Genomic DNA, 24,619 nt, shown 5'->3' with positions numbered 1-24,619 from the left:
GCCGCCTGATGCGGATTTGTCAAACGGGCCCTGCCGTCAGACCCGGATGTTCGCGCTAACGCAATTGCAACGCGCGGCGCGCTTGCCTATGGACATCGCAGAGGGGCTGCCCCCGCAAGACACGCAATCAAAAATCTATTTGGGCGGAAAACCGATATGTCAAACCAGAAACAGACCGAACAGATCCGCGCCGCAAAAGGGTTCATCGCCGCCCTCGACCAGAGCGGCGGATCGACCCCCAAGGCGCTGAAGCTCTATGGGGTCGAAGAGGACGCCTATGGCTCCGAGAGCGAAATGTTCGACATGATCCACCAGATGCGCAGCCGCATCATCAAATCGACCGCCTTTACCGGCGACCGCATCGCCGGCGCGATCCTGTTCGAGATGACCATGGACCGCGACATCGACGGTGTGCCCACCGCCACCTATCTGTGGCAGGAACGCGGCGTCGTCCCCTTTCTCAAGGTCGACAAGGGGCTGGCCGAGGAGGCCGACGGCGTGCAGCTGATGAAGCCGATGCCGGATCTGGACGCGCTGCTGGAAAAGGCCGTCTCGAAGGGAATTTTCGGCACCAAGATGCGCTCGGTCATCAACGCGGCCTCGCCCAGCGGCATCGCCGCGGCGGTCGCCCAGCAGTTCGAGATCGGCAAGCAGATCCTGAGCCACGGGCTGATGCCGATCATCGAGCCGGAGGTGACCATCAGCATCGCCGACAAGGCCGAGGCCGAGGAAATCCTGCTTGCCGAGATCAAGAAGCATCTCGACGCACTGCCCGGGGACAAGCAGGTGATGCTCAAGCTGACCCTGCCGGAGCGGGCCAATCACTATAAACCGCTGGTGGATCACCCCCGCGTGCTTTGCGTCGTGGCGCTTTCGGGGGGCTATTCGCGGGACGAGGCCAACGCGCGGCTGGCGCAGAACAAGGGCATGATCGCCAGCTTTTCGCGGGCGCTGACCGAGGGGCTCTCGGCGCAGCAGACCGAGGAAGAGTTCGACAAGGTGCTGGCAGAGAGCATCGACAGCATTTTCCAAGCCTCGCTGGCCGGCTGATCACCCTGTCACGAAGTTGCGAAAGGCCCGGCATCGCGCCGGGCCTTTTTTGTTGGCGCGCGCCCCTGACCGGAGCCGCGACCGGCGGGCTCAATCCTCGCCCGACCCGACGCTCATGTATTTCGAGATGAAGGCAGGCTCGCCCATCCGCTCCAGAAGGTCGAGTTGCAGGTCGAGCCAGCCCCAGTGCCCCTCTTCGTCCAGCGCGACCTCCTCGAACAGGGCGCGGCTGCCGATATCGTCGGCCTCGTAGGCCATGCGCGCGGCGCGGGTATAAAAGGTGATGGCGTCCTTTTCGTCGGCCTTGTCGGTCTCGAACATCTCCTTGAGGCTTCGGGCGCGCATCGGGGTCTTGGCCGGTGTCATCACCGGATCGCCGCCCAGGAACAGGATGCGGTCGGTGAACAGGCCGGCGTGGCCCAGCTCCTCCTGCATTTCCTCGCGCATCTTGGCGGCCAGCTTGTCCAGCCCCCAGTCGTCCAGAACATGCGCGTGCAGCAGGTATTGCGTGGCCGCCGAAAGCTCCATCGACAGGGCGGTTTGCAGGTTTTCAAGGCTCGCGTTCGCGGTCGTCATAAAAAGCTCCTTTTGGTCCATGCGGCGGGGGTATGGGATCGCAGGGTCGCGCGCCCCGCCGGATGTCCCTCAGGAACCTGTATCTCCTGTCAGTCTTTTCAAGATCGCCTCGGTGTCGAGGCCGGCCACCGCCCCCGGCAGGCTGCCGCGTTCGCCGCTGAGGCGCGAGGTGACATAGCCGCCCGCCACCGCCTCCGGCGCCCCCTCGAAAAGGGTCGCGGCGCCAAGCAGGGTGGCGAGGCTCTCGGTGAACCAGCGGGCCTCTGCCTCGGGCGGCAGGGCGGGCCAGCGGGCGCGGTGCGCCTCGAGCGCGGCGTCATAGCGGCTGTCACGCCCGCGCACGGCATCCAGCGTTGCGGCCAGCACCTGGCCGGCCAGCGGCTCGCGCGCCAGGGTGCGCAGGATATCGAGGCAGATCACGTTGCCCGACCCCTCCCAGATGCCGTTGAGCGGCGCCTCGCGGTAGAGCATGGGCATCGGGGTTTCCTCGATATAGCCCATGCCGCCGAGCACCTCCATCGCCTCGCCGATCACCGGGATGCAGCGCTTGTTGCCGAGATACTTGGCCAGCGCCACGCCGATGCGGGCCAGCGCCCGGCTTTCGGCGTCGTCGCGGTCAAAGGCGGCTGCCATGAAAAAGCCCAGGCTGACCGAGGCCTCCCAATCCAGCGCCAGATCGGCCAGAACGCTGCGCATCAGCGGCTGGTCGATCAGCCGGCGCTGAAAGGCGGCGCGGCCCGATACCCACCAGGCCGCCTCGGCCAGCGCCGCGCGCATCAGCCCCGCCGGCGCCATCGCGGTGTCGAGGCGGGTGTGATGGACCATCTCGATGATGGTGCGAACGCCATCCCCCTCCTCGCCCAGCGGGTAGGCCAGCGCGTCGTCATATTCGATCTCGGAACTGGCGTTGGCCACATTGCCCAATTTGTCCTTGAGCCGTTGCAGGCGGATGCCGTTGCGTTCGCCCTCCAGCCAGCGGGGGACCAGGAAACAGGTCAGCCCGCCCTCGGCCTGGGCCAGCGTCAGAAAGCCGTCGGACATCGGCGCCGAGCAGAACCATTTATGCCCCCGCAGCCGGTAGGCGTCGCCGTCGCGCAGCGCCCGCGTCGTGTTCGCGCGCACGTCCGAGCCGCCCTGTTTCTCGGTCATCGCCATGCCCAGTGTGGCGCCGGATTTTTCCGCGACCGGCCGCGTCGCCGGGTCGTAGACGCCCGAGGTCAGCTTCGGCTGCCAGAGCGCGGCCAGCTTCGGGTCGGCGTTCAGCGCCGGCACCGCGGCATAGGTCATGGTCAACGGACAGCAGCAGCCCGGCTCGACCTGGTTGAGCATGTAGACATGGGCCGCATGTGTCACATGGCCGCCCGGCGCCCCGTCCCAGGCTGCCCCTGCATAGCCGAGCGCCGAGGCGGTCTTCATCACCTGGTGATAGCCGTCGTTGAACCGCACCTCGTCCAGCCGGTGGCCAGAGCGGGCGAAGAGCATCAGCCGCGGCTTGTCGCGGCGGGCCTCTTCGGCGGCGCGCAGCATCTCGTCGCTGCCATAGGCGGCGCCGGCCCTGGCCAGATCCGCGGCGCGCCCGCCGGCACGCTGCACCGCGCTGCGCAGCGGCAGATCCCCGGCCCACAGATCGCGGGCGGTGCGCGGGGCCGGCTGGTTGGAAACCTCATGTGTGCCGAGATCGGCGCGCGGCGGCGTGATGGTCATGGTGCAAATCCTCCCGAGTCCTCGGGCAGCAGTCTGCGGCGGCGCCCCAGCGGTTTCAATCGGAACGCCGGGTCAGGATCGGACGTCCGTGACAAGTGTTTGTTGCAAATAGGGGATTCACACTGCGAATCACCTGTGGCATAGTGGGGAAAGACGCCCGCAAAGGGCGCGTTCGAGGCAGAAAGCAGTAATCATCGTGACCCGCTCCACCCATCCCGACTTTGGCGCATTGATCTTTTTCGCCGCCGCCTTTCTGGTCGGGGCCTACTTCACCTTTGCCGCCGTGCAGGGCGATTACGGGTTGTTCCGCCGGGTCGAGATCGCCGCCGAGGCCAGCGCGCTGCGCGCCGATCTGGGCAAGCTCGAGTCGGAGATCGCGCGGATCGAGAACCTGACCCACCGGCTGTCGGACGATTATCTGGACCTCGATCTGCTGGACCAGCAGGCGCGCTCGGTCCTGGGGCTGCTACGGCCGGACGAGATCGTCATCCGCTGACCCCCGCAATCCGCCCGGATCAGAGCCGGACCGGAGCCGGGCAAGAGCGCGGCAAAATCCCCCTCGTCAGCGCGGCCGAAATCCTGTAATAGATAGTTTAACGCTAAACTATCCTTTTTCAGGAGAAAGGGAGCTGCCATGGCGACGCGAAAAAGCGCCCGGAAACCAAACGTTTCCGCCGAGGAACTGACCACCTATTACCGCGAGATGTTGCTGATCCGCCGATTCGAGGAAAAGGCCGGCCAGCTTTACGGCATGGGTCTGATCGGAGGATTCTGCCACCTCTACATCGGGCAGGAGGCGGTCGTCGTCGGGCTGGAAGCCGCCGCAGAAGAGGGCGACAAACGCATCACCTCTTACCGCGATCACGGCCATATGCTGGCCTGCGGCATGGACCCCAAGGGCGTGATGGCCGAGCTGACCGGCCGCGAGGGCGGCTATTCCAAGGGCAAGGGCGGCTCCATGCACATGTTCTCGAAAGAGAAGCATTTCTATGGCGGCCACGGCATCGTCGGCGCCCAGGTGCCGCTGGGCGCCGGCCTGGCCTTTGCCGACAAGTACAAGGAGAACGGTCGCGTCACCTTCACCTATTTCGGAGACGGGGCGGCCAACCAGGGCCAGGTCTATGAGGCATTCAACATGGCCGCGCTCTGGGCGCTGCCGGTGATCTTCGTGATCGAGAACAACCAGTACGCCATGGGCACCGCGCAGGCGCGCTCGACCTCGACCAAGGACATCTATCACCGCGGCGAGGCCTTCGGCATCCCCGGCGAGATGGTCGACGGCATGAGCGTGCTGGCGGTCAAGGAGGCGGGCGAAAAGGCGGTGGCGCACTGCCGCGCCGGCAAGGGGCCGTACATCCTGGAAATCAAGACCTATCGCTATCGCGGGCACTCGATGTCGGATCCGGCGAAATACCGCACCCGCGAAGAGGTGCAGAAGATGCGCGAGGAGCGCGACCCGATCGAACAGGTCCGCGCCATTCTGCTGGAGGGCAAGCACGCCAGCGAAGAGGATCTGAAAGCGATCGACAAGGACATCAAGGACATCGTGAACCAGGCCGCCGATTTCTCACGCGAAAGCCCGGAGCCCGCGGTCAGCGAGCTTTGGACCGACGTATACGCCTGAGGGGGATGATCTAAGATGGCAACCGAAATTCTCATGCCCGCCCTGTCGCCGACCATGGAGGAAGGCACCCTGGCCAAATGGCTGGTGAAAGAGGGCGATACCGTTTCCGCCGGCGACATTCTGGCCGAGATCGAGACCGACAAGGCCACGATGGAATTCGAGGCCGTCGACGAGGGTATCGTCGGCAGAATCCTGATCGGCGAGGGCACCGAGGGGGTCAAGGTGAACACCCCCATCGCCGTTCTGGTCGAAGAGGGCGAGGAACTGGGCGAGGCATCCGCCGCCCCTGCCCCCGCAGCGTCCACCGAACCTGCCCCGGCGGCCGAGGCATCCGCCCCGGCCAAACCGGCGGCCCCCGCAGCCCCGGCCCCCGACCTCAGCCCCGACTGGCCCGAGGGCACCCCGATGAAGAGCCAGACCGTGCGCGAGGCGCTGCGCGACGCCATGGCCGAAGAGATGCGCGCCGACGCCGACGTCTATCTGATGGGCGAGGAGGTGGCCGAATATCAGGGCGCCTACAAGATCAGCCAGGGCCTGCTGGACGAGTTCGGATCGAAACGGGTGATCGACACGCCGATCACCGAGCACGGCTTCACCGGCGTCGCCGTCGGCGCCGCCTTTGGCGGGCTGAAACCGATCGTCGAATTCATGACCTTCAACTTCGCCATGCAGGCCATCGACCAGATCATCAACTCGGCGGCCAAGACGCTCTATATGTCCGGCGGGCAGATGGGCGCGCCGATGGTGTTCCGCGGCCCCAACGGCGCGGCGGCCCGCGTCGGCGCCCAGCACAGCCAGGACTACGCCGCCTGGTTCATGCAGATCCCGGGGCTCAAGGTGGCGATGCCCTATTCGGCCTCTGATGCCAAGGGGCTGCTGAAATCGGCGATCCGCGATCCCAACCCGGTGATCTTCCTCGAGAACGAAATCCTCTATGGCCGCAGCTTCGAGGTGCCAGACATGGACGATTACACCGTCCCCTTTGGCAAGGCGCGGATCTGGCGCGAGGGCACGGATGTGACCATCGTCAGTTTCGGCATCGGCATGACCTATGCGCTGGAGGCCGCCGAGCGGCTGGCCGGCGAGGGCATCGAGGCCGAGGTGATCGACCTGCGCACCCTGCGGCCGATGGATACCGAGACGATCATCCGCTCGGTGATGAAGACCAACCGCTGCGTCACCGTCGAAGAGGGCTGGCCGCAGGGCTCGGTCGGCAACTACATCTCCTCGGTGCTGATGCAGGAGGCGTTCGACTACCTCGACGCGCCGGTGATCAACTGCACCGGCAAGGACGTGCCGATGCCCTATGCCGCCAACCTGGAAAAGCTGGCCCTGGTCACCACCGAAGAGGTGATCGAGGCGGTGAAACAAGTGACCTACCGGTAAGGAGCAAACCCATGCCCACCGAAATCCTGATGCCCGCCCTGTCGCCGACCATGGAGGAAGGCACGCTGGCCAAATGGCTGGTGAAAGAGGGCGATACCGTCACCTCCGGCGACCTGCTGGCCGAGATCGAGACCGACAAGGCCACGATGGAGTTCGAGGCCGTCGACGAAGGCGTGATCGGCAAGATCCTGGTCGCCGAAGGCACCGAGGGGGTCAAGGTCAACGCCCCCATCGCCGTGCTGCTGGCCGAGGGCGAGAGCGCCGATGACATCGGCGCGGCCCCTGCCCCGGCAGCCGCCGCCGCGCCGGAGGCACAGGCGGAGTCCGAAGCGGCAGCCGCACCTGCCGCCGCCCCGGCGCCGGCCGCGCCGGTGAAGGCAGGCGAGCGCGTCTTTGCTTCGCCGCTGGCGCGCCGGATCGCCGCCGACAAGGGGCTGGATCTGACCCAGATCGCCGGCACCGGCCCGCATGGCCGCATCGTCAAGGCGGATGTGGAGGGCGCGACCGCCGCGCCGAAACCCGCCGCAGCAGCAGCCCCCGCCGCCGCTGCCGCGCCGCAACCCGCCGCAGCCCCAGCACTTGCCACCGGCCCCTCGGCCGATGCCGTTGCCCGCATGTACGAGGGCCGCGACTTCGAAGAGGTCAAGCTCGACGGGATGCGCAAGACCATCGCCGGCCGGCTGACCGAGGCGAAACAGTCGATCCCGCATTTCTATCTGCGCCGGGACATCAAGCTCGACGCGCTGATGAAATTCCGCGCCGATCTGAACCGCCAGCTGGAAGGGCGCGGCGTCAAGCTCAGCGTCAACGACTTCATCATCAAGGCCTGCGCGCTGGCGCTGCAATCTGTGCCCGACGCCAATGCGGTCTGGGCCGGCGACCGGATCCTCAAGCTGAAACCCTCGGACGTGGCGGTTGCCGTCGCCATCGACGGCGGGCTCTTTACCCCGGTGCTGAAGGATGCCGAGATGAAATCGCTCTCGGCGCTGTCCGCCGAGATGAAGGATCTCGCCGCGCGCGCCCGCGACCGCAAGCTGGCGCCGCATGAGTACCAGGGCGGCAGCTTTGCCATTTCCAACCTCGGGATGTTCGGGATCGACAATTTCGACGCGGTGATCAACCCGCCGCATGGTGCGATCCTCGCGGTCGGTGCCGGCGTGAAGAAACCCGTGGTGGGCAAGGATGGCGAACTGGCCGTGGCGACGGTGATGAGCGTGACGCTCAGCGTCGATCACCGGGTCATCGACGGCGCGCTGGGGGCCGAACTGCTCAAGGCCATTGTCGAGAATATCGAGAATCCGATGGTGATGCTGGCCTGACCGGCCCGGACGGACATACCATGCAGACAAAGGCGCCCGTTTCGCAAACGGGCGCCTTTTTCGTGACCTAGGACGACCGGGGCGCCGCGCGGGCGACCGTCAAAGCCCCTGCGCCAGAAGGACCGCGGCGATCACATAACACCCCATCGTGGCAAAGGAAGAGATCGTGCGCAGGTGGTTCCAGATCTGCCACCCCCTGACATAGGACGGCCAATAGGCCTGCGCGTCGCTTCCGCCCTGCGGCATCGCCTCAAGCCGGCGGTTCATCGGAATGTTTCCGAACATCGAGGCCAGGAAGACACCGACGAAATACAACGCTCCCCCCGCCATCAGCCAGGTCGCGGCCGGACCCGGAAGAAAAAGATAGGCCAGTCCGCCCACAGCCACCGTGACCGGGATCATCCCGACCAGAAGCACGATGAAGATCGAGGCGTAGACCTTGCGGTTGATGACCTGCATGGCCTCACTGCCCGCCGCCGGTTTTGACGCCAAAAGCGACGGCATGACGAAATCGGAAAACGCCAGAAAAACCCCCGAGACAAGACCGATCGCCAACGAGAGGGCAACAATGCCCCAGATAGCCCACTCAACAAACACGTTCATTTTCCTTTCCGGTATTCGTTTCGAATTGCCGGCAACATGGCCGGCACAGATTGTTGCCGTCAGGTGGCGCATCAGAGCGGCCAGTTCCGGCAGTGAGAGGCCGACGCCGGATCTCTGCACCGGGCGGGCCCGTGACTTTACACCATGTCAAGTCTCGGCCCCTCTTAGCGCCTGACTTTACACCTTGTCAAGACCGCTCTCCCGGCCGGTTCCGGACCAGCAGAAGCAGGTGCGCCTTGGCTTTGCTCTGCCGACTTCCGGCCGGAGGCCCTTCGGGGCGGCAGGGCGCGCCCGAGAACCGCTCGAATGGAGCGACTTCGGCGCCGAACCGGCGGTGCCCGGAGAATTGACCCGCAGGCCAAGAGGGGGCAGACAGCGCGCCCACCCCCTCAAACGCAAAACGCCGCCCCAGGGGCGGCGTTTTTCATTCACGAGCCGAACAGAGTTATGATCGGACGCCGACGATCTGATCCATCTTCACCGACGGCTGGTCACACCCGGCCTCGCCGACGATCTTGGCCGGCACCCCGGCCACTGTCTTGCAGGGCGGCACATCCTGCAGCACCACCGACCCGGCGGCAATGCGGCTGCAATGGCCGACCCGGATATTGCCCAGCACCTTGGCGCCGGCGCCGATCAGCACACCATCCTCGATCTTCGGATGGCGGTCCTCCTCCTCCTTGCCGGTGCCGCCCAGCGTCACCGAATGCAGCATCGAGACATTGTCCCCCACCACCGCCGTCTCGCCGATGACGATGGAATGGGCATGGTCGATCATGATCCCCTTGCCGATCCGCGCCGCCGGATGGATATCGACGCTGAAGATCTCAGACACCCGCATCTGAAAGAAATAGGCCAGATCGTGCTGGCCCTTTTTCCACAGCCAATGGGCGATGCGATAGGCCTGCATCGCCTGATAGCCCTTGAAGTACAGCACCGGCTGCACCAGCCGGTGGCAGGCCGGATCGCGCTCGTAGACCGCCATCAGGTCGGCGCGGGCCGCATCGATCAGCTCCGGCGTCTCCGCATAGGCCTGATCGACGATCTCGCGCAGCACCACCATCGACATCTCGTTGGAGCTCAGTTTCGCCGCCACCCGATACGACAGCGCCTTGTTCAGCGTCGCGTGGTGCAGGATGCAGGCATGGACCAGCCCCCCCATCAGCGGCGCGTTCTGAACGATGTCCTGCGCCTCGGACCGGATGCGGTCCCAGACCGGGTCGACCGGAGAGATTTTCTTGCGCGGTTCAAGCATGGCAATATGTCCTTTCCTGCCCCTAGAATGCCATCTAGGCGAAGAAACGCCAAACGCAAACCCGTGATGACACCTATACGAGATATGAATGAGACCGACACCGCCCGTCTTGCCGCGCTGATCCGAGCCCGGCTGGAGCAGATCGAACAGGAAAACCGCCTCGGCCGCGATGCCCAGGCGGTGGTTGAACTGGACCAGCAATCGGTGGGCCGGCTCAGCCGCATGGACGCGTTGCAGAACCAGGCCATGGCCAGGGCGCAGCAGGTCCGCCGCGATGGCGCGGCCAGGGGTTTGCGCGCCGCGCTGGCGCGGATCGACGCGGGCGAGTTCGGGTATTGTGAGGATTGCGGCGAAGAGATCGCCGTCAGGCGGCTGGAGCTGAACCCCGCCGTCACCCGCTGCGTCAGCTGCGCCTCGGGCTAAGCCGCGCGCCCAGCGCCCGCAGCACCATGACGAAGCAATGGCGATAGCCGGGATCGTCGAACCCCGGCTCGTCCGCCATCGGGTGTTTGCGCGCCGCCGCCATCAGCGATCCGTTGCCCCAGCGCGGATGCAATCTTCCATGGCGCCGCCGATAGCGGTCGGCGGCCCACGCCTGGTTCAGGATCTGCCGGCAAAGCGCGCCGCGATCCTCCGGCGCCGCCGCCAACAGCGCCCGCGCGGCACAGCAGACGTCCCCGTGCAGGACGGGCCGCATCGGATTATTCCGGCAGCGCGACCCGGGCAAACGGCCCCGGCCCGTAGCGGGCCGAGATCTGCGCCACCTCCAGGACCGCCGGCGGGGACAACCCGTCCGCCGCCTGCGCCGCCGCACCATAGGCCCAGGCCGGTGTGCTCACGGTCTCTTCGCGCAACAGCACCGCCCCCTGCATCACCCGCAGCAGATAGGCCTCGCGCTCCTCTGCCAGCGGCACCTCGTCCAGCGCCCAGTCGCTGCCGCCAACCTCCCGTGTGCGCCGGATCCAGCCGGCCGTATAGGCGCCGGTCTCGTCCCGGGTCACCTCCAGATGACAGGGCGCGTAGGGGCGCAGCCCGTTGCCGTCGAAGGCCTCGACCAGATGCTGATAGGACGGGTCATCATAGCCCCGCCGCCCCGGACCGATCCGGTAGTGCCGCGCTACCCGCCGCTGCGCCGGGGTCAGCCCGGTCTGCACCGGCCGCCTGTCCAGCAGCACCAGCCAGGAGCCGGGCGGCCATATGTCGGGCATCACCCCGTCGCTGCCCGCCTGCCCGCGCAACCGGCCGGTCAGCAGATAGGTATCGGCATCCACCAGTTCGGCTCCGCGGAACTGTATAAGCTCCCAGTTGCCGCTGCTGCCGTCGCCGATCGCGGCCAGATTGGCCCCGTTCAGTACCGCCAGCGCATCGCGGCTCTCCAGCGCGCCGTTCAGCAACCGTACCTGCAACGGCGCCCCCTCGTCCCAGAATCCGGGCCGCGCCGCGGCCATCGGCGTTTCGGTCACCCCGATCACGGACCGGGCGGCGATGATCTCGTCCAACTCGTAATTCTCGTCCAGCGCCGAGGCATAGACCGCCACCGTTCCCGGCCATGGGGTGGCCGTCACCGCCAGATGCGGCGCATGGGGCACCTCGTCGCCAGAGATCAGCGGCAGATCCATAAACAGCGGCAGCACCGGCACCGGTGCGGCAAAGGCCCGCGCCGAGGGCGGCCCGCCCACCGGCTCCGAGGGCGTATAGACCGCCGGCTCGATCCGCACCGCCTCGATCAGCTGCGCCTCGGTCTGCTCGACCCGGTCGATCCGGTAGAGCGCGCCGCCCGCCGCCCCCTCGCCCGGCAGCCGGACCACATCGCCCGCGCCCAGCGCCATGCGCGACGGCGGCAGCGCAAAGCGCGCGCTGTCGCGGGCCACCCGCGCCTCGGTCAGCCAGCGTTCGGCCACCGCGCGCCCCTCGCTCCGGGTCAGGGCCAGCGGCAGGTCGGTCACCGCCACCGCGTGGGTGGCGTCATCGGCCAGCACCGCCTGTTCGGCGGTCACATCGTGATCGCCCCCCCATTCGACGAACCGGACCTGCACCCGCCCGGCCAGTTCCGCCTCGGGCACGCGGGCGAGTTCGACCAGCCCGTCGACCTCTCCGCTTTCGGCCAGGCGGTCGCCGTCCACGCTCTCCCCTGCGCGCCCGTCACGTGGCAGGAACCGCAGCAGCCCGTCGCGCTCAACCGCATCCAGGCCATAGCACAGCATCAGCGGTTGCAGCGCGGCGCGCACGTCGTCGATCCGGTCGACGCGATAGCCGCGCACGATGTCATGCACCCGCGCGGTGTCGATCGCGCTCAGCCCGGCGCGGGCGCACAGCTCCTCGATCACCGAGGCAAGCCTGCGCGCGCCCATGCGCCCGTTCAGCCAGTGCCCACGCATGTAATTGTCGCCATCGCTCCACAGGTCGGCGCGGTTGGGAAAGGCCGGGAACGGCCGCGCGTCCCAGGCCCAGACATAGGCGTTCGCCAGATCCAGCATCGGCGCGCCATAGACCTCCGAGACCGGATTGTTCGCCGCCTCCGCCCAATGCCCCAGTTGCGCCCGCAGATAGCAAAGCTGGATCAGATCGTCGCGCCGCCCGGTGGAATATCTCGGCAGCCTGGATTCCGAGGATTTCGGATCGAGGAACTTGTTCGGCTGGTTGGTGCCCTTGTCGATCGCGGCGCACCCCAGCTCGGTGAACCAGATCGGTTTCATCTGCGGCTCCCAGGCGGTGGCCATGGCCTGCCGTACGCCGCCGATCCGCTCGTGATGATCGTTCTCCCACCAGCCGCGCAGATCCTTGAAGCGCCAGACCCAAGGCTCCGCATGCGCGCCATCGGTGATCGGCGTGCGGATCTGCGCCGCCCGGGCCTCATCGGAATGGTAATACCAGTCGTAGCCTTCGCCGCCCTCCACATTGGCGTCGAGATAGGCCGGGTCATAAATGCTCTCCCAGCCGGCTTGCGCATCCAGATGATCCTCTCCCTGGCGCCAGTCGGACAGCGGCATGTAGTTGTCGATGCCGATGAAATCGATCTGCGGATCGGCCCAGAGCGGGTCCAGGTGGAAATAGCGGTCGCCGCTGCCGTCCTCGGGCTGATAGCCGAAATATTCCGACCAGTCGGCGGCATAGCCCAGCTCGACCTCCGGCCCCAGCAGCGCGCGCACCTCGCCCGCCAGATCACGCAGCGCCGCGACCACCGGAAAGCCGGTCGCGCCCCGGATCTGGGTCAGTCCGCGCAGCTCCGACCCGATGCAAAAGGCCGCCACGCCCCCGGCCGCCGCGCAAAGCGCCGCGTAATGCAGGATGAACCGCCGCAGCCCCCATTCCTCCGGTCCGCTGTAGGTCACCACTCCGTCGCCGACGGTAAAATCCGCCGCCGTGGCAGTCCCCATGAAGGCCGAAACCTCCGCGTCAGCCGCCGCGGTGCCATCCGGGCTGACGGCCTGCCCCGGTGCCACGGACAGGGTGATCCGCCCGCGCCAGGGCAGATGCGGCTGATCCGCCGCCCCGGTCCAGGGGTCTGGCAGACCGTTGCCCGTCATCTGGTCCATCAGGACAAAGGGATAGAACATCACCCGCCGCCCGGCGTCGCGCATGTGCCGAATCGCCTCGACCACCGCCGCATCCGCCGGGGTGCCGCCATAGACCGGCCGCCCCTCCACCTGCGCGATCTGCCCGGCCGCCGCCCGCGTCACCCCGGCGACCTGCCAGACCATGTTCTCGCCCTCGGCCTCCTTGTGCTCGACCTTGGGCTCGATCCGGCAATGGCCGCAGCGCAGATCGCCGCCGAACCAGGACACCACCAGCGAAACCGCATCGCACCCCGGCAACTCCTCGGTGAGCTGTTCGAAGGCGCGCGGGAAATCCGCCAGCCCCGAGGGCGTGACCTGGTTCGCCGCCCAGCGGCTGCCCGGCCCGTTGCTGTAATGGACCGGCGTGGTCGCCAGCGCATATTCCCCCGTTCCGGGGATCAGCGCCACGCCCCGCACCAGCTGCGCCGGGTCATGGTCATAGTGGCCGGTCCCCGGCTGATCCGCCCGCAGCACCTCAAAGGACAGTTGCGGCACCCGGTTGCCGTAGGGCGCCAGGTCGACATCCTCCATCACCACATAGGCGGTGCCGCGATAGGCCGGCACCATGCCCGCGCCCTCGATCGCCTCGATCAACGGATCGGGCAGCTGATCGGCGCTGCCCGGATAGACCCGCATGTTCAGATCAGACCGCGCCACCTCCTCGCCATCGGCCCAGACCCGACCGACACTGAGAACCTCCCCCTCGCAAAGCGCCACCGCCAGCGACACCGAATAGCTGTATTCCGTGACCTTGGCCGAGGGCGCGCCGCCTTTGCCGCCCCTTGTCGTCGCGCTCTCCTGAAAATCCGACGCCCAGATCACCTGACCGCCCAGCCGCATCCGGCCATAGACCTGCGGGATCGGCTCGCCCTCGCCCGCCTGCATCAGGCGGAACCGGTCCACCTTTCCCGTCTCCACCGGAGCGGCGCCCAGCCCCAGAAGCCGCTCGTCGATCATCCGGCCCAGGGTTGCCCCCACCGCGCGGCCGATCGCGACCGAGGACAGCCCCGCCAGCGTACCGCCGACCGAGCCGCCGATCGCCGCCCCCGCCGCGGACAAAAGTATCGTCGCCATCAGCGCCCCTCCCTGACCCTGTCACCCTTCGGAAATGCAAACCGCGCAACCACCCGCCGCGCCCAGGGCGCGCTCAGCGGGCTTTCCACCACGCCGCGCCCGGCATAGGCGTGCACGAAACTGGCCGCAGACCCTGCCTCGGCCAGAATGCCCAGATGCTTGGCCACCGCGCCCGCGCGCATCCGGAACAGCAGCACGTCCCCCGCAACCGGCGGGCCGCAGACCTCGATCAGATGACAGCGGGCCGCCGCCCAGAGCCGCTCCTCCCCCTGCGGCTCGGACCAGTCCATGGTATAGGCCGGCACCGTGACCGGCTCCGCCCCGCACAGCTCGCGCCAGACCCCGCGCACCAGCCCGAGGCAATCGGCGCCGGCGCCCCTGGTCGCCGCCTGATGGCGATAGGGGGTGCCGATCCAGCCGCGCGCGGACGCCACAACATCCCTCCGGGCCCCCCTCACCGCAGGCTGCCCCCGGTGTTGGGTTTGGTCGATTTCGGCACCGCCACCACCCAATCCTCGCCCGGAATGTCGGGAAAGCCCCGAAAGTTCAGCAGGTTGTTGAACTTCAGCCGGCAGGTTTCCATCCGCTTGTCGCAGCCCGCCTCAAGCCGCAGCAGATCGCCGGAGGCCACGCCGGCGCGCAGCGGCTCCCACAACTCGATCCGCCGCGCCGCCGCCTCGGTCTCATCAGCCTTGATCAGCCCCCAGAGCCCGGCCGCCGCGCCGCTCAGCACCTCCAGCCGGCCGCGCGCGAACCAGCCCGGCTCGAACCCCGCCAAATCGTCCCAGCGAAACACGCGCGCGTCCTCCACCGCCGCCGCGGCCCGCTCCTCGGCGTAACCGGGTGCCGCCAGATCGAACCGGCAGCCGCCATCGCCCAATACCGCCGTGCAGGCCTTCTGATAGATCCGCCCCAAGGGCCGGTTCAGCGCCTGGGTCAGCCCGCGCAGATCGGCGCGAAACGCCCCGCCGCCGCGCCGGATCTCGCCCAGCGTGCCGCGAAACTGCAACCAGCGCACCGAAACATCGGCCCAGTTCACCAGCCAGGCGCGCAACTCGGCGCCGTCGAACCGCCCGGCCTCGATCTCGTCTTCTCTGAGCCCCGCATCGCTCAGCGCGCCGATCGCCTCGGTATTGTCCACCGCCAGCCCCGTCGCCTGTTGCAGCGCCTGCGCCGACAGCCCGGTCTCGGCCCTGAAGCTGAGACCGTCGAAGTTCAGCGTCCGGTCGTGATCGGTGAACCCGTATTGCATCCCGTCAGAGCGGGTCAGCGCCCAGCAACGACACAGCGTCGTCACCCCACTCGCCACATGGGCGCGAAAGGCGTCGCTCATCGCATCCGTGGTCATACCCGCACCTCCACCACCGGCACGGTCGGCACATCGCCGGCCTGGAAACTGGCCACGCTGGTCTGGATGCGGTCGGTGTCGAACCGCACCGGCACGTCGAACTCGTACCCCGCGGTCACCGCCAGATCCTCCCCCGGCGGATGGGCAAAGCTGATCAGTCCGGTCGCGGTGTCCACGGTGTAATCCACCGTCTCCTGCATCTCGTCCTGCTCCAGCCCCACCCGCACCGTACCCGCCACCGGCTTGGTGATCGGCCGCGCATAGCTGTGATCGCCCGAGCGATAGGTTTTCATCAGCTGAAACACCCGCGTCGCCCCGTCGCCCCGCGCGATCACCTGATCGTCGAACCGCAGATCGGCGCGGGCGCGACCGGATTTGTAATCGGACCAGTCCTTCCAGCGGAACCCGTACATCTGCCCCTGCCGCGCCTCGAAAAACGCGATCAGCACCTCGACATCATCGAGCGAGCGCATCCCCAACCCCGCATCGTAACGCCGCCGCGCATGCGCCCAGGGCGTGTTGCGCTCCTCGAACCCGTTGGCCAGCGTGACGATATCGGTCCGCCGCTCCGGCCCGCCCACCGAGCCAAAGCTCAGTGAGGCGGGAAACCGCACCTCGTGAAAATTCATCGTCCTCTCCCCGCGTCAGAGGTTGCGCGTGCCCTGCGCCAGAGCCCGCCGCATCTGTGCCACGACCTGGCCGCGGCTGCGCTGGAACCCGGCCACATCCGGCGTGGTCACATTCATCACCACATTCACGCTGCGCCCACCGCCGGCGCGCACCCCCAGCCGCCCGTCCGCGCCCCGCGCCAGCGGCAGGATCGCCTCCGGCCCCGCCTCGCCCATCAGCCCGGCGCCGCCGCGCATCGGGAACAGCGTGGCGTTCCGCACCACGCCACCGCTGGCAAAGGGCATCACCCGCCCCTGCGCGAACCCCGCCCCCGCCGCGAAGGGCAACAACCCCTCGACAAGACTGCGCACGCCGCTGCCCAGCAGCTCGCCGAAATGATCGGTCACCGGACGAACCGCGGCGGAATAGGTGGTCTGCACCATGCTGCGCGCCAAACCGTCCAGCGCCTCCGACAGGCTCCTGCCGTCGAACACCACGCCGTCGAAGGCCCGCCGCAGCCCGCGCGAAAACCCGCGCTCCAGCACCGCCACATCCCGTCCGGTCGCCGCCAGCGCGCTGCGCATCCGCATCAGCTCGCTCTCGAATGTTGCCGCCATGTCGGCGGCGGCGCCAAAGCCCGCCTCCAACCCGTCGACCGCCGCGCCCAGATCCTCCGCGCCCGTGCTATCCACCATCCTCGTCTCCCTTCTCCGCGTCCGGCCATTGCGCCAACAGCGCCTCCAGCCCCGCCCGCGTCATCGGCGCCCGGCCCTGACCCTGTCCCAGCATCAGCGCCAGCTCGGCCGGCGTCAGATGCCAGAACTCCGCGGGGCGCAGCCGCAGCCCCTGGATCCCGGCCCGCATCAGTACCGGCCAGTCGATCCCGCTCATCCGCCGCCCAAGTCCGGCCCCGGCCCCGGCACGGTGAAGGCGCGCGCCAACAGCTCCGCCGCCGCCCGCGCCGCCGCCAGCGGCCCGCCCTCGATCTCGGCCCGCAGCAGATCCTCCGGCCCCAGATCGGCGCCGCCGCCGCGCAGCCCGGCGCCGATCAGCGCCAGCAGATCGCGGCTGGAAAACCGCCCGCCCTCGAACCGCTCGACCAGCGCCACCAACGTGTCTTCGCCCAGGCGCTCCTCCAGCTCCGCCAGCGCGCCCAGCGTCAGCTTCAGCAGCCGCCGCTCGCCGCCGATCACCAGCGCCACCTCGCCCGCCCAGGGGTTCGCCATGGCTCAGACCGCCGTGAACACCAGCACGCCGGCGCTCTCCATCGACATCTCATAGGTGGCCTCGCCGTCATGACTGCCGGCATATTCCAGCGCGGTCACCTGAAACGGCCCCTCGACGATGCCGAAATCGGGGATGATCACCTGAAAATCCGGCACCTCGCCGTCAAAGAACAACTGCCGCGCGCGCTCGTCCGTGCCGGCGTCCTTGAACACGCCCGCCCCCGAAATGGCGGCCGATTTCACCCCCGCCCCGGACAACAGCTCGCGCCAGCCGCCCTGGCTCTCCAGGCTGGTCACATCCACGCTCTCGGCGTTGAAACTGACCCGCGTCGCGCGCAGCCCCGCGATGGTCTCGAACAGCCCGTCACCGGTCATGTCCACCTTGATCAACAGATCCTTGCCGTTCTGGGCACCCATTTGCCGTCTCCTGCTATGGCCCGCCTACACGTCTTCGACGCGGGCGCGGAAATTCAGATCGATGCGCCGGATCTGTCCGGCGCTGCCGGTCCGCCGCGCCCGGGCGCGCTCGAACCAGATCCCCACAACGCGGCCCCGGCTCAGCGCCGGCGTCGCATCCACCAGCACGTCGCCGATCGCCGCCGCCGCCGCCTTGGCCGCGGCAAAACCCGGCGCCTCGCTGATCACCGAGATGGTCAACCGGTGCAGCGCCCCGGCCCCCTCCCGGTCGGACCGGTCGCGCACCACCTCGGGGCCGAGGTTCACATAGGTCTCGGGCAGCGGCCCCGCCGGAAGCCCGTCGTAAATCGCGCCGCCCACCACCGCCGTCAGCGCCGGATCCGCCGCCAGCAGCTGATAGACCGCCGCCTGCAAGGGACCGGACATCGCATAGCTCATGCCGCCACCTCCTCGTTGGCGAGACAGCTCAGAAACCGCCCTGCCGGATCATATTCGGCCACCGCGCGGATCAGGTAGAGCCGCGCGCCATCCCGAAACCGCTGCTCCGGCCTGGGCCGCTGCACCGATCCGGCCGGCGCGCCGCGCACCACGATGCGATACCCCATGGCCGACACCGACGCGCCGGCCTCGGCCCGCTCCCGTCCGCTGCGCGGCCGCACATCGGCCCAGAGAGCGCCCAGGCTGGTCCAGCTCTCGATGGTGCCGCCGGCGCCGTCGGGCACCCGCACCGGCGCCTCCAGCACCAGCCGCCGGCTCAAGACCGGCACGCTCATCGCACGGTCCCCGAGCCCGGTCGCGTGCTCAGCCGCAGCGTGCGATAGCGGTCGATCAGGCTGCTGACGCCAAACGGCATGCAGCCGGGCCCCAGCGCGGTCTCGTCCCGGTATTCGTAATAATGCGCCGCCAAGAGCAGCACCGCCTGGCCCAGATCCGCGGGCAGGCCGCCCCAGTCCGCCGCCATCCCGGCGGTGAGCGCGATGCGTGCATGCCCGCCCGCCGGAATCATCGGCAACACCGTGCCCGCGGGCCGCAGCACCGGGCGCTGCGCGTCCTGCTCCAGCCAATAGCGGTCGGCGGCCACCGCCACCTCCACCGCATCCCGATCCACCAGCACGAACGCGGTCACCGCGGAAACCGGCGCCACCGGCAGCCGTGCGCCGCCGGACTCCGTCCAGTCATAAACGATCCAGCTGAAGTCCCGCGAAATCAGCACCTTGCCGGTGCGCGCCTCAATCGCCGCGATGGCCGCACGCAGAAATCCCTTCAACAGATCGTCCTGCAACCCGTCCTCTCCGAACCCGCTGCCCAGCCGCAGATGCGATCGAAACTGCACCACCGGCAGTGCGGCCTCCGCAATCGCGGTCTCTTCGCTCAACATCATTCGCTCTCTCCGATGTTCCAGGCCATGTTTCCGGACCTGCTGCGGCCCCCTGCGCGGACGCGCACCGTGCCCCCGTGTCGCTCGGACGGAGGGGAGCAGCTAGACAACACGAGGGGTTATCCCGGCACGCGCCCGCCACGGCGCCGGCAATCCGGCCCCGCGATCCGGCCCCGCGTTACGCGATGCCGAATTTCAGCAGCTTGATCGCGGCGAAATCGCTCACGTCGCCGCCGACGCGCTTGGTGGCGTAGAACAGCACATGCGGCTTGGCGCTGAACGGGTCGCGCAGCACCCGCAGATCCGGGCGTTCGGCCACCGTGTAGCCGGCGCGGAAATCGCCGAAGGCCACCGCAAAGGCATCGCTGGCCACATCCGGCATGTCCTCGGCCACCAGCACCGGATAGCCCATCAGCCGCGCCGGTTCCCCCGCCGCCAATCCGTCCGACCACAGGAAACGGCCATCGGCATCCTTCATCTTGCGCAGGATGCCCGCGGTCTTGGAATTCATCACAAAGCTGGCGTTCGCGCGGTACTGCGCCCCCAGCGCATAGACCAGATCGACGATCGGATCGGCGTCGGGCAGGCTGCCGGCGGCGCCGGTGGCCACATAGCCCAGATTGCCCCAGGACCAGGCGTCGTTGTCGAGTTTGGTATGGGTCATGAACCCGGTCGGCTTGTCGATCCCGTCGCCGTTGATAAAGGCGTCGGCCTCGGCCCGCGCGAATTTCTCGGCGATGCGGCCAGCCAGCCAGCCTTCGATGTCAAAGGCGCTGTCATCCAGCAGCCGCTGGCTCGCCTTCGGCAGCGCGCTCAGCTCATGCAGCGGGATGGTGATGCGGTCGATCTGCGGTGTGGCGGTCTCGGTCACCGACCCGGTCTCGGTCGCCCAGCCGGCGCCCAGCTCGGTGTGATCGACCAGCACGTCGTAAGAGGTCGCCTCCACATGCACCACCGCGGCCACGGCGCGGATCGAGGCGGTCGCCTGCAGCACCGACTGCACCGCCTCCGCCGTCTGCGGATCGACCAGATAGCCGCCGTCGCTGTTGACGGCGGTGGACATCGCCTTGCCCTCCAGCTCCAGCACGCGCAGCGCGTCGTCGTCGCCACAGCGCAGATAGGCGTTGAACGCCTTGCGATGGGGGGCCGCAGGTTCGGCCGCTGCCGCCAGCGGCGGGCGCGCCGCCGCGTGAGATTTCCGATCCAGCATGGTCATTCGCTCTTCCGTTTGTTGAAGTTTCGCTTGAATTTCATCTCGAAACCCACTGACTTCGCGAAGAAAGCCTGCCATCTCATGCTTTACCTCGCGCATCAGGGGCGCCTCGGTCCCGGCCTGCGCCGGTGGCGTCGTTTCGCTCATCTGCTTGTCCTGTTCTCCGGTTTGATTTTGGCGCGCTCGCGCTGCGCCAGCTCATGCCGCGCGTCCCGCAGGACCGCCGCCAATTCCCGCAGGGTGCTGTCGGCCCCGGCGCCCTTGGCCGCCACCCGCGCGCCGCTCAGCATCGGAAAGGTGACCAGCGACACCTCCCAGAGCTCCAGCTCGGTCAACAGCCGCCCGCCCTCGGCGCGCCGCTCTGCCCGCCTGGTGCGATAGCCGATCGACAACCCGTCCAGCGCGCCGGCGGCCACCAGCGCGGCGGCCTCGCGCCCGCGCTGGGTGCCCTGCAACAGCCGCCCCTTGACCCAGAGGCCGCGCTCATCCTCGCGCAGCTCCTCCCAGACGCCGATCGGCTGCGCCGGATCGTGCTGCCACAGCAGTTTGACCGTCCGGCCCTGCGCCGCCATCGCCCTGAGCGCGGCGGAATAGGCCCCCCTGGCAACCACATCGCCGCTCTGATCGGGGCGGTCGAACAGGCTGGCATAGCCCGCGATCTCCGCCTCGTCGCTGACCTGCAGCCCGTCGCCGAAGCGCGCGAACTTGGTCTCCAGCCCGGTCTCAAGGCTCCTGCCCTGCTCCATCTTGCTCTCCTCTGATTGCCCCGCGCCCGTGTCCTCCTCGGCCGCCCGGCTCAGCCGCCCGCCGCCGCCAGCACCGATTGCAGCGCCTGCGCCAGGATCATCGCCACCACCCCGTAGACCGTCAGCCACAGCCGCCGCTCCAGCCGTTCCATCGCCTGGTCCAGCCGCTCCAGCCGGCGGCAGATGTTGTCGTGATGGATCGCGCTTACCCGCTCGTGCGCCGCCAGCCTCAGCCCCGGAACACAATCGAACGGCGCCTCTCCCGGTCCCCGGTCAATCATCCGCCCCCGCCTCCCGCGGCGGCAGCCCCAGCAGCGCCCGCTTTTCCGCCGCGCTCAGAAAGCCGGCCCGCGCCACCCGGCTCCACTGCGCCTCGCGCTCGGCCGCCAGCGCCGGGATCTGATCCAGGTCCGGCTTCAGCTCCACCGCCGCGCCGGAATATCCCGCCAGCCAGTCCGACAGCCGCGCCACCACGCGGGCCGCCAGCGGCAGCACCGTCAGCCGGTAGAACGCCCGGTTCGCCTCCTGGTAATTGGCATAGGTGGCGTCCCCCGGAATCCCCAGCAGCATCGGCGGCACGCCAAAGGCCAGCGCGATCTCGCGCGCGGCGGCCTCCTTGGTTTTCTGGAACTCCATGTCGCTGGGCGAGAACCCCATCGGTTTCCAGTCCAGACCGCCCTCCAGCACCATCGGCCGCCCGGCATTGCGGGCGCCGCGGTAATTCTCCTCGATCTCCTCGGACAGCCGCCGGAACTGATCCTCGCCCATCCCTCCCTGCCCGTCGCCGCGCCAGACCAGCGCGCCCGAGGGCCGGGCGGCATTGTCCAGAAGCGATTTCGACCAGCGCGAGGCGCTGTTGTGCACATCCACCGCCGTCGCCGCCGCCTGCATCGGGGCGAAACCATAATGGTCGTCCTGCGGATGGTGGTTGCGGATGTGACAGATGGGCGACACCGGCCCGGCCGCATCGAACCGGTGCTTGCGCGCGCCCACCGCGTATTCATAGGCCATCGGCCAGCCGTCCGCCCCCGGCACCACCCGCATTCGGTCCGAGCGCAGCACATGCAGCTCCTGCGGCAGCGCCTCCGCCGCATCGGGCGCCGACGGCACCGCCTCCACATAGGCGTTCCCCGACAGCAGAAGCTGGGCGAAAAGCGCCTCCAGCAGTTCCGCCCGCCCCTGCGCCGGATTCGGCCGCTGGATCAGCGCCAGCAGCGGATGAACATCGAACCGCCGGTCCCGGTCCTGCAGCACCAGCGGCAGCGCCGCGGCGGCCTCGGCAATCATCTTGACCGCGCGATAGCCCACAGGGTTGCCCATGAAACCCGTGCGGGTCAGCGAGCCGCTGTCGCGCGGGCTCCAGGCGACGCGGCCGGCGCTGTGCCAGGCCACCACCGGCCCGGTGGCGCTGGCCTTGCGCTCGGGCGCCGCCTGCTCTTTGCCGCGCCGCAGGAAATCGAATGCCATGGTGCGATGCTCCTCTCTCCGCCATGCCGGACGGCTCCGGCGGCTTGGTCGAGGCGGTTATGACAGCGGTTTGAGAAGAAGCCGGAAACGCGGCGTACGGAGTCTGCGCAACAGCCCTCTCGCCCCCTTTTCGAGCCAATTCCCCCCTGCGCGGTCTCAAGGCCGCAGGCCGTCGCGCAAGCGCCGGGCCGTCCCCGCAGACCGGCGCTTGGTCAACGGAGGCACGCCGATCGGATCTCGTGTGGTTTTGGCAGGGGTAAAGCGCGCCGATCAGTGGTTGCTGCGCCGCCCCACGGTCCGACGCCCGCGCGGCTCGCTCTGCGGGGCAAACCGCGATGGGGAGGAACGCCCCCCTTGTCATCCCCGCGAAATCGGGGATGACAAGGGGGGGCGTGGGCGCAGCGCGAGCTTCCCTCCCTCACAACACCCGCAGCCGCGGCCGCCGCCACTGCGCCGCCGGCGCGATGACCAGCTCATGCAGCGCCCAGACCAACGCATCGACCCGGTCGGGCGAGCCGGCCCCCTCGAACCCCCGCGCCGTCATCAGCGCCATCTGATCCTCCAGCGCCGCCAGCCCCGGCAAATGCCGCACCCGCCCCTGCTCGTACAGGGCCGCCACCGGCTCGGCCCGCGCGGTCTTGCCCCGCGTCGCCCGCACCGCCCGCACCGGCACCAGCGGATCGACCTGGCGCAGCACCTCCTCGACCAGCTGACCGCCCTGGTTCACCTCGGCCACCAGCCGCTCGGCGTCGAACTCCTCCATCGCCGCGATCGCCGCGCGCGCCCAACCCGCCGGTCCCACCCCCTGCACCGTCCGGTCGGCCAGCACCCAGACCCGCCAGTCCTGCGGCGGCCCCTGCAACTGCGCCCCTGCCACCACGATTCCACAGGCATCCGCATCCGCCCCCGAGGTCACCGCCGGGTCCAGCGCCACGACCACGCGATCCAGCGCCGGCGCGGTCCCGGCCCGGGCCGCCTCCAGCATCTCCCCGGTCCACAGCGCTCCCTCCGCGTCGGCCATCAACACCCCGTCCAGCTCCTGCCGACCCAGCCGCGTTCCCGCATAGCGCGCCCGCACCTCCTCCAGGAACGACGCCGCCAGATTGGCCCGGTTCGCCTCGGTCGGCGCCTGCGTCACCACCGTCGACGGCGCCCCCAGCAGCGCCTTGAGCACCCCCTGGTTGCGCGGCGTGGTGGTCACGCAGACCTGCGGAAGATCCCCCAGCCGCAGCGCGAACTGCAACATGTCCCAGCTGTCCTGCGCCTTCGGCCATTTGGCCAGCTCATCGGCCCAGGCCGCATCGAACTGCGGCCCGCGCAACCCGTCGGGATCCTGCGCCGAGAACGCCTGCGCCTCGGCGCCGTTGGGCCAGACCAGCCGCCGCTCGCTTGCCCTCCACACCGGCCGCCGGTCGGGCGGCGAGCAGGCAAGGATGCCGCTGTCGCCCCGGATCATCACGTCGCGCACCTGGTCATAGGTCTCGCCCAGCAGCGCCACCCGCCGGCACCGCCCCCGGTCCATCGGCCGCGCCCCCTCGACCTGCGCCCGCACCCATTCGGCGCCGGCCCGCGTCTTGCCCGCGCCGCGCCCGCCCAGGATCGCCCAGGCGCGCCAGTCCCCCTCGGGCGGCAACTGGTGCGGCAGCGCCCAGAACTCGAACAGGAACGGGAGGGCGCAAAGCCCCCCCTCCCCGATCTCATCGAGGAAGCTCTCCCTCACGGCAGCAGGCCCGGAGGCGAGCCAGGCGGCACCCGACCTCAGCCCGGGCAGCCTCAAGATCGAGGGCATATCCCCCTTGCGCAATTCCCGCTTTGCGATGTTGCTCTTGGACAAAACATTCCTCCACTTTCTGGCAGGACCGGATCACCTGTCCCGCGCGTTCAAGATCCCTGCTGCGCGCCGCCACATTGGCGTCCCCCCCGGCCTCGATCTCCCGTTTCAGGGCCTCGGCGATCTGCCTCAGCTCCTGCACCGACCGCTTCAACGAACCAAGCAGTGCGGCGGCATCCGAAATCCGCTCCTCCGGGGCAATCAAAATCATCTGTGCTCTTTGACCTCATGCGTGC

28 protein-coding genes are annotated in these 24,619 nt (G+C 68.6%); 6 read left to right on the top strand and 22 right to left on the bottom strand.

Features of this window, described 5'->3' with window-relative positions:
• Positions 1-156 precede the first annotated feature (156 nt).
• Positions 157-1,050, top strand: a complete 894-nt coding sequence (locus E1832_RS08220; protein ID WP_133359259.1) for a fructose bisphosphate aldolase — start codon at positions 157-159, stop codon at positions 1,048-1,050.
• Positions 1,051-1,140: 90 nt separating this feature from the next.
• Here E1832_RS08220 and E1832_RS08215 read toward each other — a convergent pair whose 3' ends face one another.
• Positions 1,141-1,626 carry a bacterioferritin gene (locus tag E1832_RS08215; protein ID WP_133359258.1) on the bottom strand — a complete coding sequence of 162 codons (486 nt, stop codon included), beginning with the start codon at positions 1,624-1,626 and terminating at the stop codon, positions 1,141-1,143.
• Positions 1,627-1,695: 69 nt separating this feature from the next.
• The gene (locus E1832_RS08210) at positions 1,696-3,330 is read right to left on the bottom strand and encodes an acyl-CoA dehydrogenase family protein (RefSeq protein ID WP_133359257.1); all 1,635 of its coding nucleotides are present in this window, start codon (positions 3,328-3,330) and stop codon (positions 1,696-1,698) included.
• Between the two features lie 196 nt (positions 3,331-3,526).
• Here E1832_RS08210 and E1832_RS08205 point away from each other — a divergent pair, with 196 nt between their 5' ends.
• The 4 genes from E1832_RS08205 to E1832_RS08190 all read left to right on the top strand — a co-directional run bounded on the left by E1832_RS08205 (position 3,527) and on the right by E1832_RS08190 (position 7,659).
• Positions 3,527-3,826: an FtsB family cell division protein gene (locus tag E1832_RS08205; RefSeq protein ID WP_133359256.1), complete on the top strand. Its 300-nt coding sequence runs from the start codon at positions 3,527-3,529 to the stop codon at positions 3,824-3,826.
• A 138-nt stretch (positions 3,827-3,964) separates the two neighbouring features.
• On the top strand, positions 3,965-4,954 hold the full coding sequence (gene pdhA / locus E1832_RS08200; RefSeq protein ID WP_133359255.1) for a pyruvate dehydrogenase (acetyl-transferring) E1 component subunit alpha: 990 nt from the start codon (positions 3,965-3,967) through the stop codon (positions 4,952-4,954).
• Positions 4,955-4,969: 15 nt separating this feature from the next.
• Positions 4,970-6,340, top strand: a complete 1,371-nt coding sequence (locus E1832_RS08195) for a pyruvate dehydrogenase complex E1 component subunit beta (protein WP_133359254.1) — start codon at positions 4,970-4,972, stop codon at positions 6,338-6,340.
• 11 nt (positions 6,341-6,351) lie between these two features.
• Entirely contained in the window at positions 6,352-7,659 is a 1,308-nt protein-coding gene (locus tag E1832_RS08190) for a pyruvate dehydrogenase complex dihydrolipoamide acetyltransferase (protein WP_133359253.1), read from the top strand.
• 99 nt (positions 7,660-7,758) lie between these two features.
• Here the strand turns inward: E1832_RS08190 and E1832_RS08185 are convergent, their stop codons facing one another.
• Both E1832_RS08185 and cysE read right to left on the bottom strand, forming a co-directional pair.
• A complete protein-coding gene (locus tag E1832_RS08185) occupies positions 7,759-8,334 on the bottom strand; it encodes an anthrone oxygenase family protein (protein ID WP_133359252.1) in 576 nt (191 codons plus the stop codon).
• Positions 8,335-8,707: 373 nt separating this feature from the next.
• Entirely contained in the window at positions 8,708-9,517 is an 810-nt protein-coding gene (gene cysE / locus E1832_RS08180) for a serine O-acetyltransferase (protein ID WP_133359251.1), read from the bottom strand.
• 84 nt (positions 9,518-9,601) lie between these two features.
• Between cysE and E1832_RS08175 the strand changes: the two genes are divergently transcribed.
• Positions 9,602-9,940, top strand: coding sequence for a TraR/DksA family transcriptional regulator (locus E1832_RS08175; protein ID WP_133359250.1), 339 nt, complete (start codon positions 9,602-9,604; stop codon positions 9,938-9,940).
• On the opposite strand, the gene E1832_RS08170 is transcribed toward E1832_RS08175, so the two are convergent.
• From E1832_RS08170 to E1832_RS08085, 18 genes are all read right to left on the bottom strand, one after another.
• On the bottom strand, positions 9,921-10,214 hold the full coding sequence (locus E1832_RS08170) for a DUF7742 family protein (RefSeq protein ID WP_133359249.1): 294 nt from the start codon (positions 10,212-10,214) through the stop codon (positions 9,921-9,923). The two genes, E1832_RS08175 and E1832_RS08170, sit on opposite strands and share 20 nt — an antisense overlap.
• 4 nt (positions 10,215-10,218) lie before the next feature.
• Positions 10,219-14,148 (bottom strand): baseplate multidomain protein megatron, encoded by a 3,930-nt coding sequence (locus E1832_RS08165; protein WP_133359248.1) that lies wholly within the window; start codon positions 14,146-14,148, stop codon positions 10,219-10,221.
• Complete coding sequence (locus E1832_RS08160) at positions 14,148-14,582, bottom strand: NlpC/P60 family protein (RefSeq protein WP_245513904.1); 435 nt, start codon at positions 14,580-14,582, stop codon at positions 14,148-14,150. Before E1832_RS08160 ends, E1832_RS08165 begins: the two co-directional genes overlap by 1 nt.
• A 20-nt stretch (positions 14,583-14,602) precedes the next feature.
• Complete coding sequence (locus E1832_RS08155; RefSeq protein ID WP_245513902.1) at positions 14,603-15,496, bottom strand: DUF2163 domain-containing protein; 894 nt, start codon at positions 15,494-15,496, stop codon at positions 14,603-14,605.
• Complete coding sequence (locus E1832_RS08150; RefSeq protein ID WP_133359246.1) at positions 15,493-16,125, bottom strand: DUF2460 domain-containing protein; 633 nt, start codon at positions 16,123-16,125, stop codon at positions 15,493-15,495. Before E1832_RS08150 ends, E1832_RS08155 begins: the two co-directional genes overlap by 4 nt.
• Before the next feature lie 15 nt (positions 16,126-16,140).
• Entirely contained in the window at positions 16,141-16,800 is a 660-nt protein-coding gene (locus E1832_RS08145; protein ID WP_133359245.1) for a phage tail tape measure protein, read from the bottom strand.
• Positions 16,790-16,996 (bottom strand): rcc01693 family protein, encoded by a 207-nt coding sequence (locus tag E1832_RS08140; protein WP_133359244.1) that lies wholly within the window; start codon positions 16,994-16,996, stop codon positions 16,790-16,792. Before E1832_RS08140 ends, E1832_RS08145 begins: the two co-directional genes overlap by 11 nt.
• Entirely contained in the window at positions 16,993-17,331 is a 339-nt protein-coding gene (locus E1832_RS08135) for a gene transfer agent family protein (RefSeq protein ID WP_133359243.1), read from the bottom strand. Before E1832_RS08135 ends, E1832_RS08140 begins: the two co-directional genes overlap by 4 nt.
• Positions 17,332-17,334: 3 nt before the next feature.
• Positions 17,335-17,748 carry a phage major tail protein, TP901-1 family gene (locus E1832_RS08130; protein WP_133359242.1) on the bottom strand — a complete coding sequence of 138 codons (414 nt, stop codon included), beginning with the start codon at positions 17,746-17,748 and terminating at the stop codon, positions 17,335-17,337.
• A gap of 24 nt (positions 17,749-17,772) precedes the next feature.
• The gene (locus E1832_RS08125) at positions 17,773-18,186 is read right to left on the bottom strand and encodes a DUF3168 domain-containing protein (RefSeq protein ID WP_133359241.1); all 414 of its coding nucleotides are present in this window, start codon (positions 18,184-18,186) and stop codon (positions 17,773-17,775) included.
• On the bottom strand, positions 18,183-18,521 hold the full coding sequence (locus tag E1832_RS08120) for a phage head closure protein (RefSeq protein WP_133359240.1): 339 nt from the start codon (positions 18,519-18,521) through the stop codon (positions 18,183-18,185). Before E1832_RS08120 ends, E1832_RS08125 begins: the two co-directional genes overlap by 4 nt.
• Positions 18,518-19,129, bottom strand: coding sequence for a head-tail connector protein (locus E1832_RS08115; RefSeq protein WP_133359239.1), 612 nt, complete (start codon positions 19,127-19,129; stop codon positions 18,518-18,520). Before E1832_RS08115 ends, E1832_RS08120 begins: the two co-directional genes overlap by 4 nt.
• Before the next feature lie 175 nt (positions 19,130-19,304).
• Positions 19,305-20,486 carry a phage major capsid protein gene (locus E1832_RS08110; RefSeq protein ID WP_133359238.1) on the bottom strand — a complete coding sequence of 394 codons (1,182 nt, stop codon included), beginning with the start codon at positions 20,484-20,486 and terminating at the stop codon, positions 19,305-19,307.
• On the bottom strand, positions 20,483-21,085 hold the full coding sequence (locus tag E1832_RS08105; protein ID WP_133359237.1) for an HK97 family phage prohead protease: 603 nt from the start codon (positions 21,083-21,085) through the stop codon (positions 20,483-20,485). Before E1832_RS08105 ends, E1832_RS08110 begins: the two co-directional genes overlap by 4 nt.
• 50 nt (positions 21,086-21,135) lie before the next feature.
• The gene (locus E1832_RS08100) at positions 21,136-21,366 is read right to left on the bottom strand and encodes a GTA head formation protein, RCAP_rcc01685 family (protein WP_133359236.1); all 231 of its coding nucleotides are present in this window, start codon (positions 21,364-21,366) and stop codon (positions 21,136-21,138) included.
• Positions 21,359-22,552 carry a phage portal protein gene (locus E1832_RS08095; protein ID WP_133359235.1) on the bottom strand — a complete coding sequence of 398 codons (1,194 nt, stop codon included), beginning with the start codon at positions 22,550-22,552 and terminating at the stop codon, positions 21,359-21,361. Before E1832_RS08095 ends, E1832_RS08100 begins: the two co-directional genes overlap by 8 nt.
• 418 nt (positions 22,553-22,970) lie before the next feature.
• Positions 22,971-24,341: a DNA-packaging protein gene (locus tag E1832_RS08090; protein WP_133359234.1), complete on the bottom strand. Its 1,371-nt coding sequence runs from the start codon at positions 24,339-24,341 to the stop codon at positions 22,971-22,973.
• Entirely contained in the window at positions 24,250-24,594 is a 345-nt protein-coding gene (locus E1832_RS08085; RefSeq protein ID WP_133359233.1) for a hypothetical protein, read from the bottom strand. The genes E1832_RS08090 and E1832_RS08085 overlap by 92 nt, the downstream gene beginning before the upstream one ends.
• Positions 24,595-24,619: the final 25 nt, after the last annotated feature.

It is taken from the genome of Antarcticimicrobium luteum, assembly GCF_004358185.1.
Classification (GTDB): domain Bacteria; phylum Pseudomonadota; class Alphaproteobacteria; order Rhodobacterales; family Rhodobacteraceae; genus Antarcticimicrobium; species Antarcticimicrobium luteum.
This window is presented reverse-complemented; position numbering and strand designations above follow the sequence as displayed.

Coding starts and splice junctions, on each gene's coding strand:
- E1832_RS08220 (WP_133359259.1), top strand. CDS start 157: ATGTCAAACCAGAAACAGACCGAACAGATCCGCGCCGCAAAAGGGTTC.
- E1832_RS08215 (WP_133359258.1), bottom strand. CDS start 1,626: ATGACGACCGCGAACGCGAGCCTTGAAAACCTGCAAACCGCCCTGTCG.
- E1832_RS08210 (WP_133359257.1), bottom strand. CDS start 3,330: ATGACCATCACGCCGCCGCGCGCCGATCTCGGCACACATGAGGTTTCC.
- pdhA (WP_133359255.1), top strand. CDS start 3,965: ATGGCGACGCGAAAAAGCGCCCGGAAACCAAACGTTTCCGCCGAGGAA.
- E1832_RS08195 (WP_133359254.1), top strand. CDS start 4,970: ATGGCAACCGAAATTCTCATGCCCGCCCTGTCGCCGACCATGGAGGAA.
- E1832_RS08190 (WP_133359253.1), top strand. CDS start 6,352: ATGCCCACCGAAATCCTGATGCCCGCCCTGTCGCCGACCATGGAGGAA.
- E1832_RS08185 (WP_133359252.1), bottom strand. CDS start 8,334: ATGCGCCACCTGACGGCAACAATCTGTGCCGGCCATGTTGCCGGCAAT.
- cysE (WP_133359251.1), bottom strand. CDS start 9,517: ATGCTTGAACCGCGCAAGAAAATCTCTCCGGTCGACCCGGTCTGGGAC.
- E1832_RS08175 (WP_133359250.1), top strand. CDS start 9,602: ATGAATGAGACCGACACCGCCCGTCTTGCCGCGCTGATCCGAGCCCGG.
- E1832_RS08170 (WP_133359249.1), bottom strand. CDS start 10,214: ATGCGGCCCGTCCTGCACGGGGACGTCTGCTGTGCCGCGCGGGCGCTG.
- E1832_RS08165 (WP_133359248.1), bottom strand. CDS start 14,148: ATGGCGACGATACTTTTGTCCGCGGCGGGGGCGGCGATCGGCGGCTCG.
- E1832_RS08155 (WP_245513902.1), bottom strand. CDS start 15,496: ATGACCACGGATGCGATGAGCGACGCCTTTCGCGCCCATGTGGCGAGT.
- E1832_RS08150 (WP_133359246.1), bottom strand. CDS start 16,125: ATGAATTTTCACGAGGTGCGGTTTCCCGCCTCACTGAGCTTTGGCTCG.
- E1832_RS08145 (WP_133359245.1), bottom strand. CDS start 16,800: ATGGTGGATAGCACGGGCGCGGAGGATCTGGGCGCGGCGGTCGACGGG.
- E1832_RS08140 (WP_133359244.1), bottom strand. CDS start 16,996: ATGAGCGGGATCGACTGGCCGGTACTGATGCGGGCCGGGATCCAGGGG.
- E1832_RS08135 (WP_133359243.1), bottom strand. CDS start 17,331: ATGGCGAACCCCTGGGCGGGCGAGGTGGCGCTGGTGATCGGCGGCGAG.
- E1832_RS08130 (WP_133359242.1), bottom strand. CDS start 17,748: ATGGGTGCCCAGAACGGCAAGGATCTGTTGATCAAGGTGGACATGACC.
- E1832_RS08125 (WP_133359241.1), bottom strand. CDS start 18,186: ATGAGCTATGCGATGTCCGGTCCCTTGCAGGCGGCGGTCTATCAGCTG.
- E1832_RS08120 (WP_133359240.1), bottom strand. CDS start 18,521: ATGAGCGTGCCGGTCTTGAGCCGGCGGCTGGTGCTGGAGGCGCCGGTG.
- E1832_RS08115 (WP_133359239.1), bottom strand. CDS start 19,129: ATGATGTTGAGCGAAGAGACCGCGATTGCGGAGGCCGCACTGCCGGTG.
- E1832_RS08110 (WP_133359238.1), bottom strand. CDS start 20,486: ATGAGCGAAACGACGCCACCGGCGCAGGCCGGGACCGAGGCGCCCCTG.
- E1832_RS08105 (WP_133359237.1), bottom strand. CDS start 21,085: ATGGAGCAGGGCAGGAGCCTTGAGACCGGGCTGGAGACCAAGTTCGCG.
- E1832_RS08100 (WP_133359236.1), bottom strand. CDS start 21,366: ATGATTGACCGGGGACCGGGAGAGGCGCCGTTCGATTGTGTTCCGGGG.
- E1832_RS08095 (WP_133359235.1), bottom strand. CDS start 22,552: ATGGCATTCGATTTCCTGCGGCGCGGCAAAGAGCAGGCGGCGCCCGAG.
- E1832_RS08090 (WP_133359234.1), bottom strand. CDS start 24,341: ATGCCCTCGATCTTGAGGCTGCCCGGGCTGAGGTCGGGTGCCGCCTGG.
- E1832_RS08085 (WP_133359233.1), bottom strand. CDS start 24,594: ATGATTTTGATTGCCCCGGAGGAGCGGATTTCGGATGCCGCCGCACTG.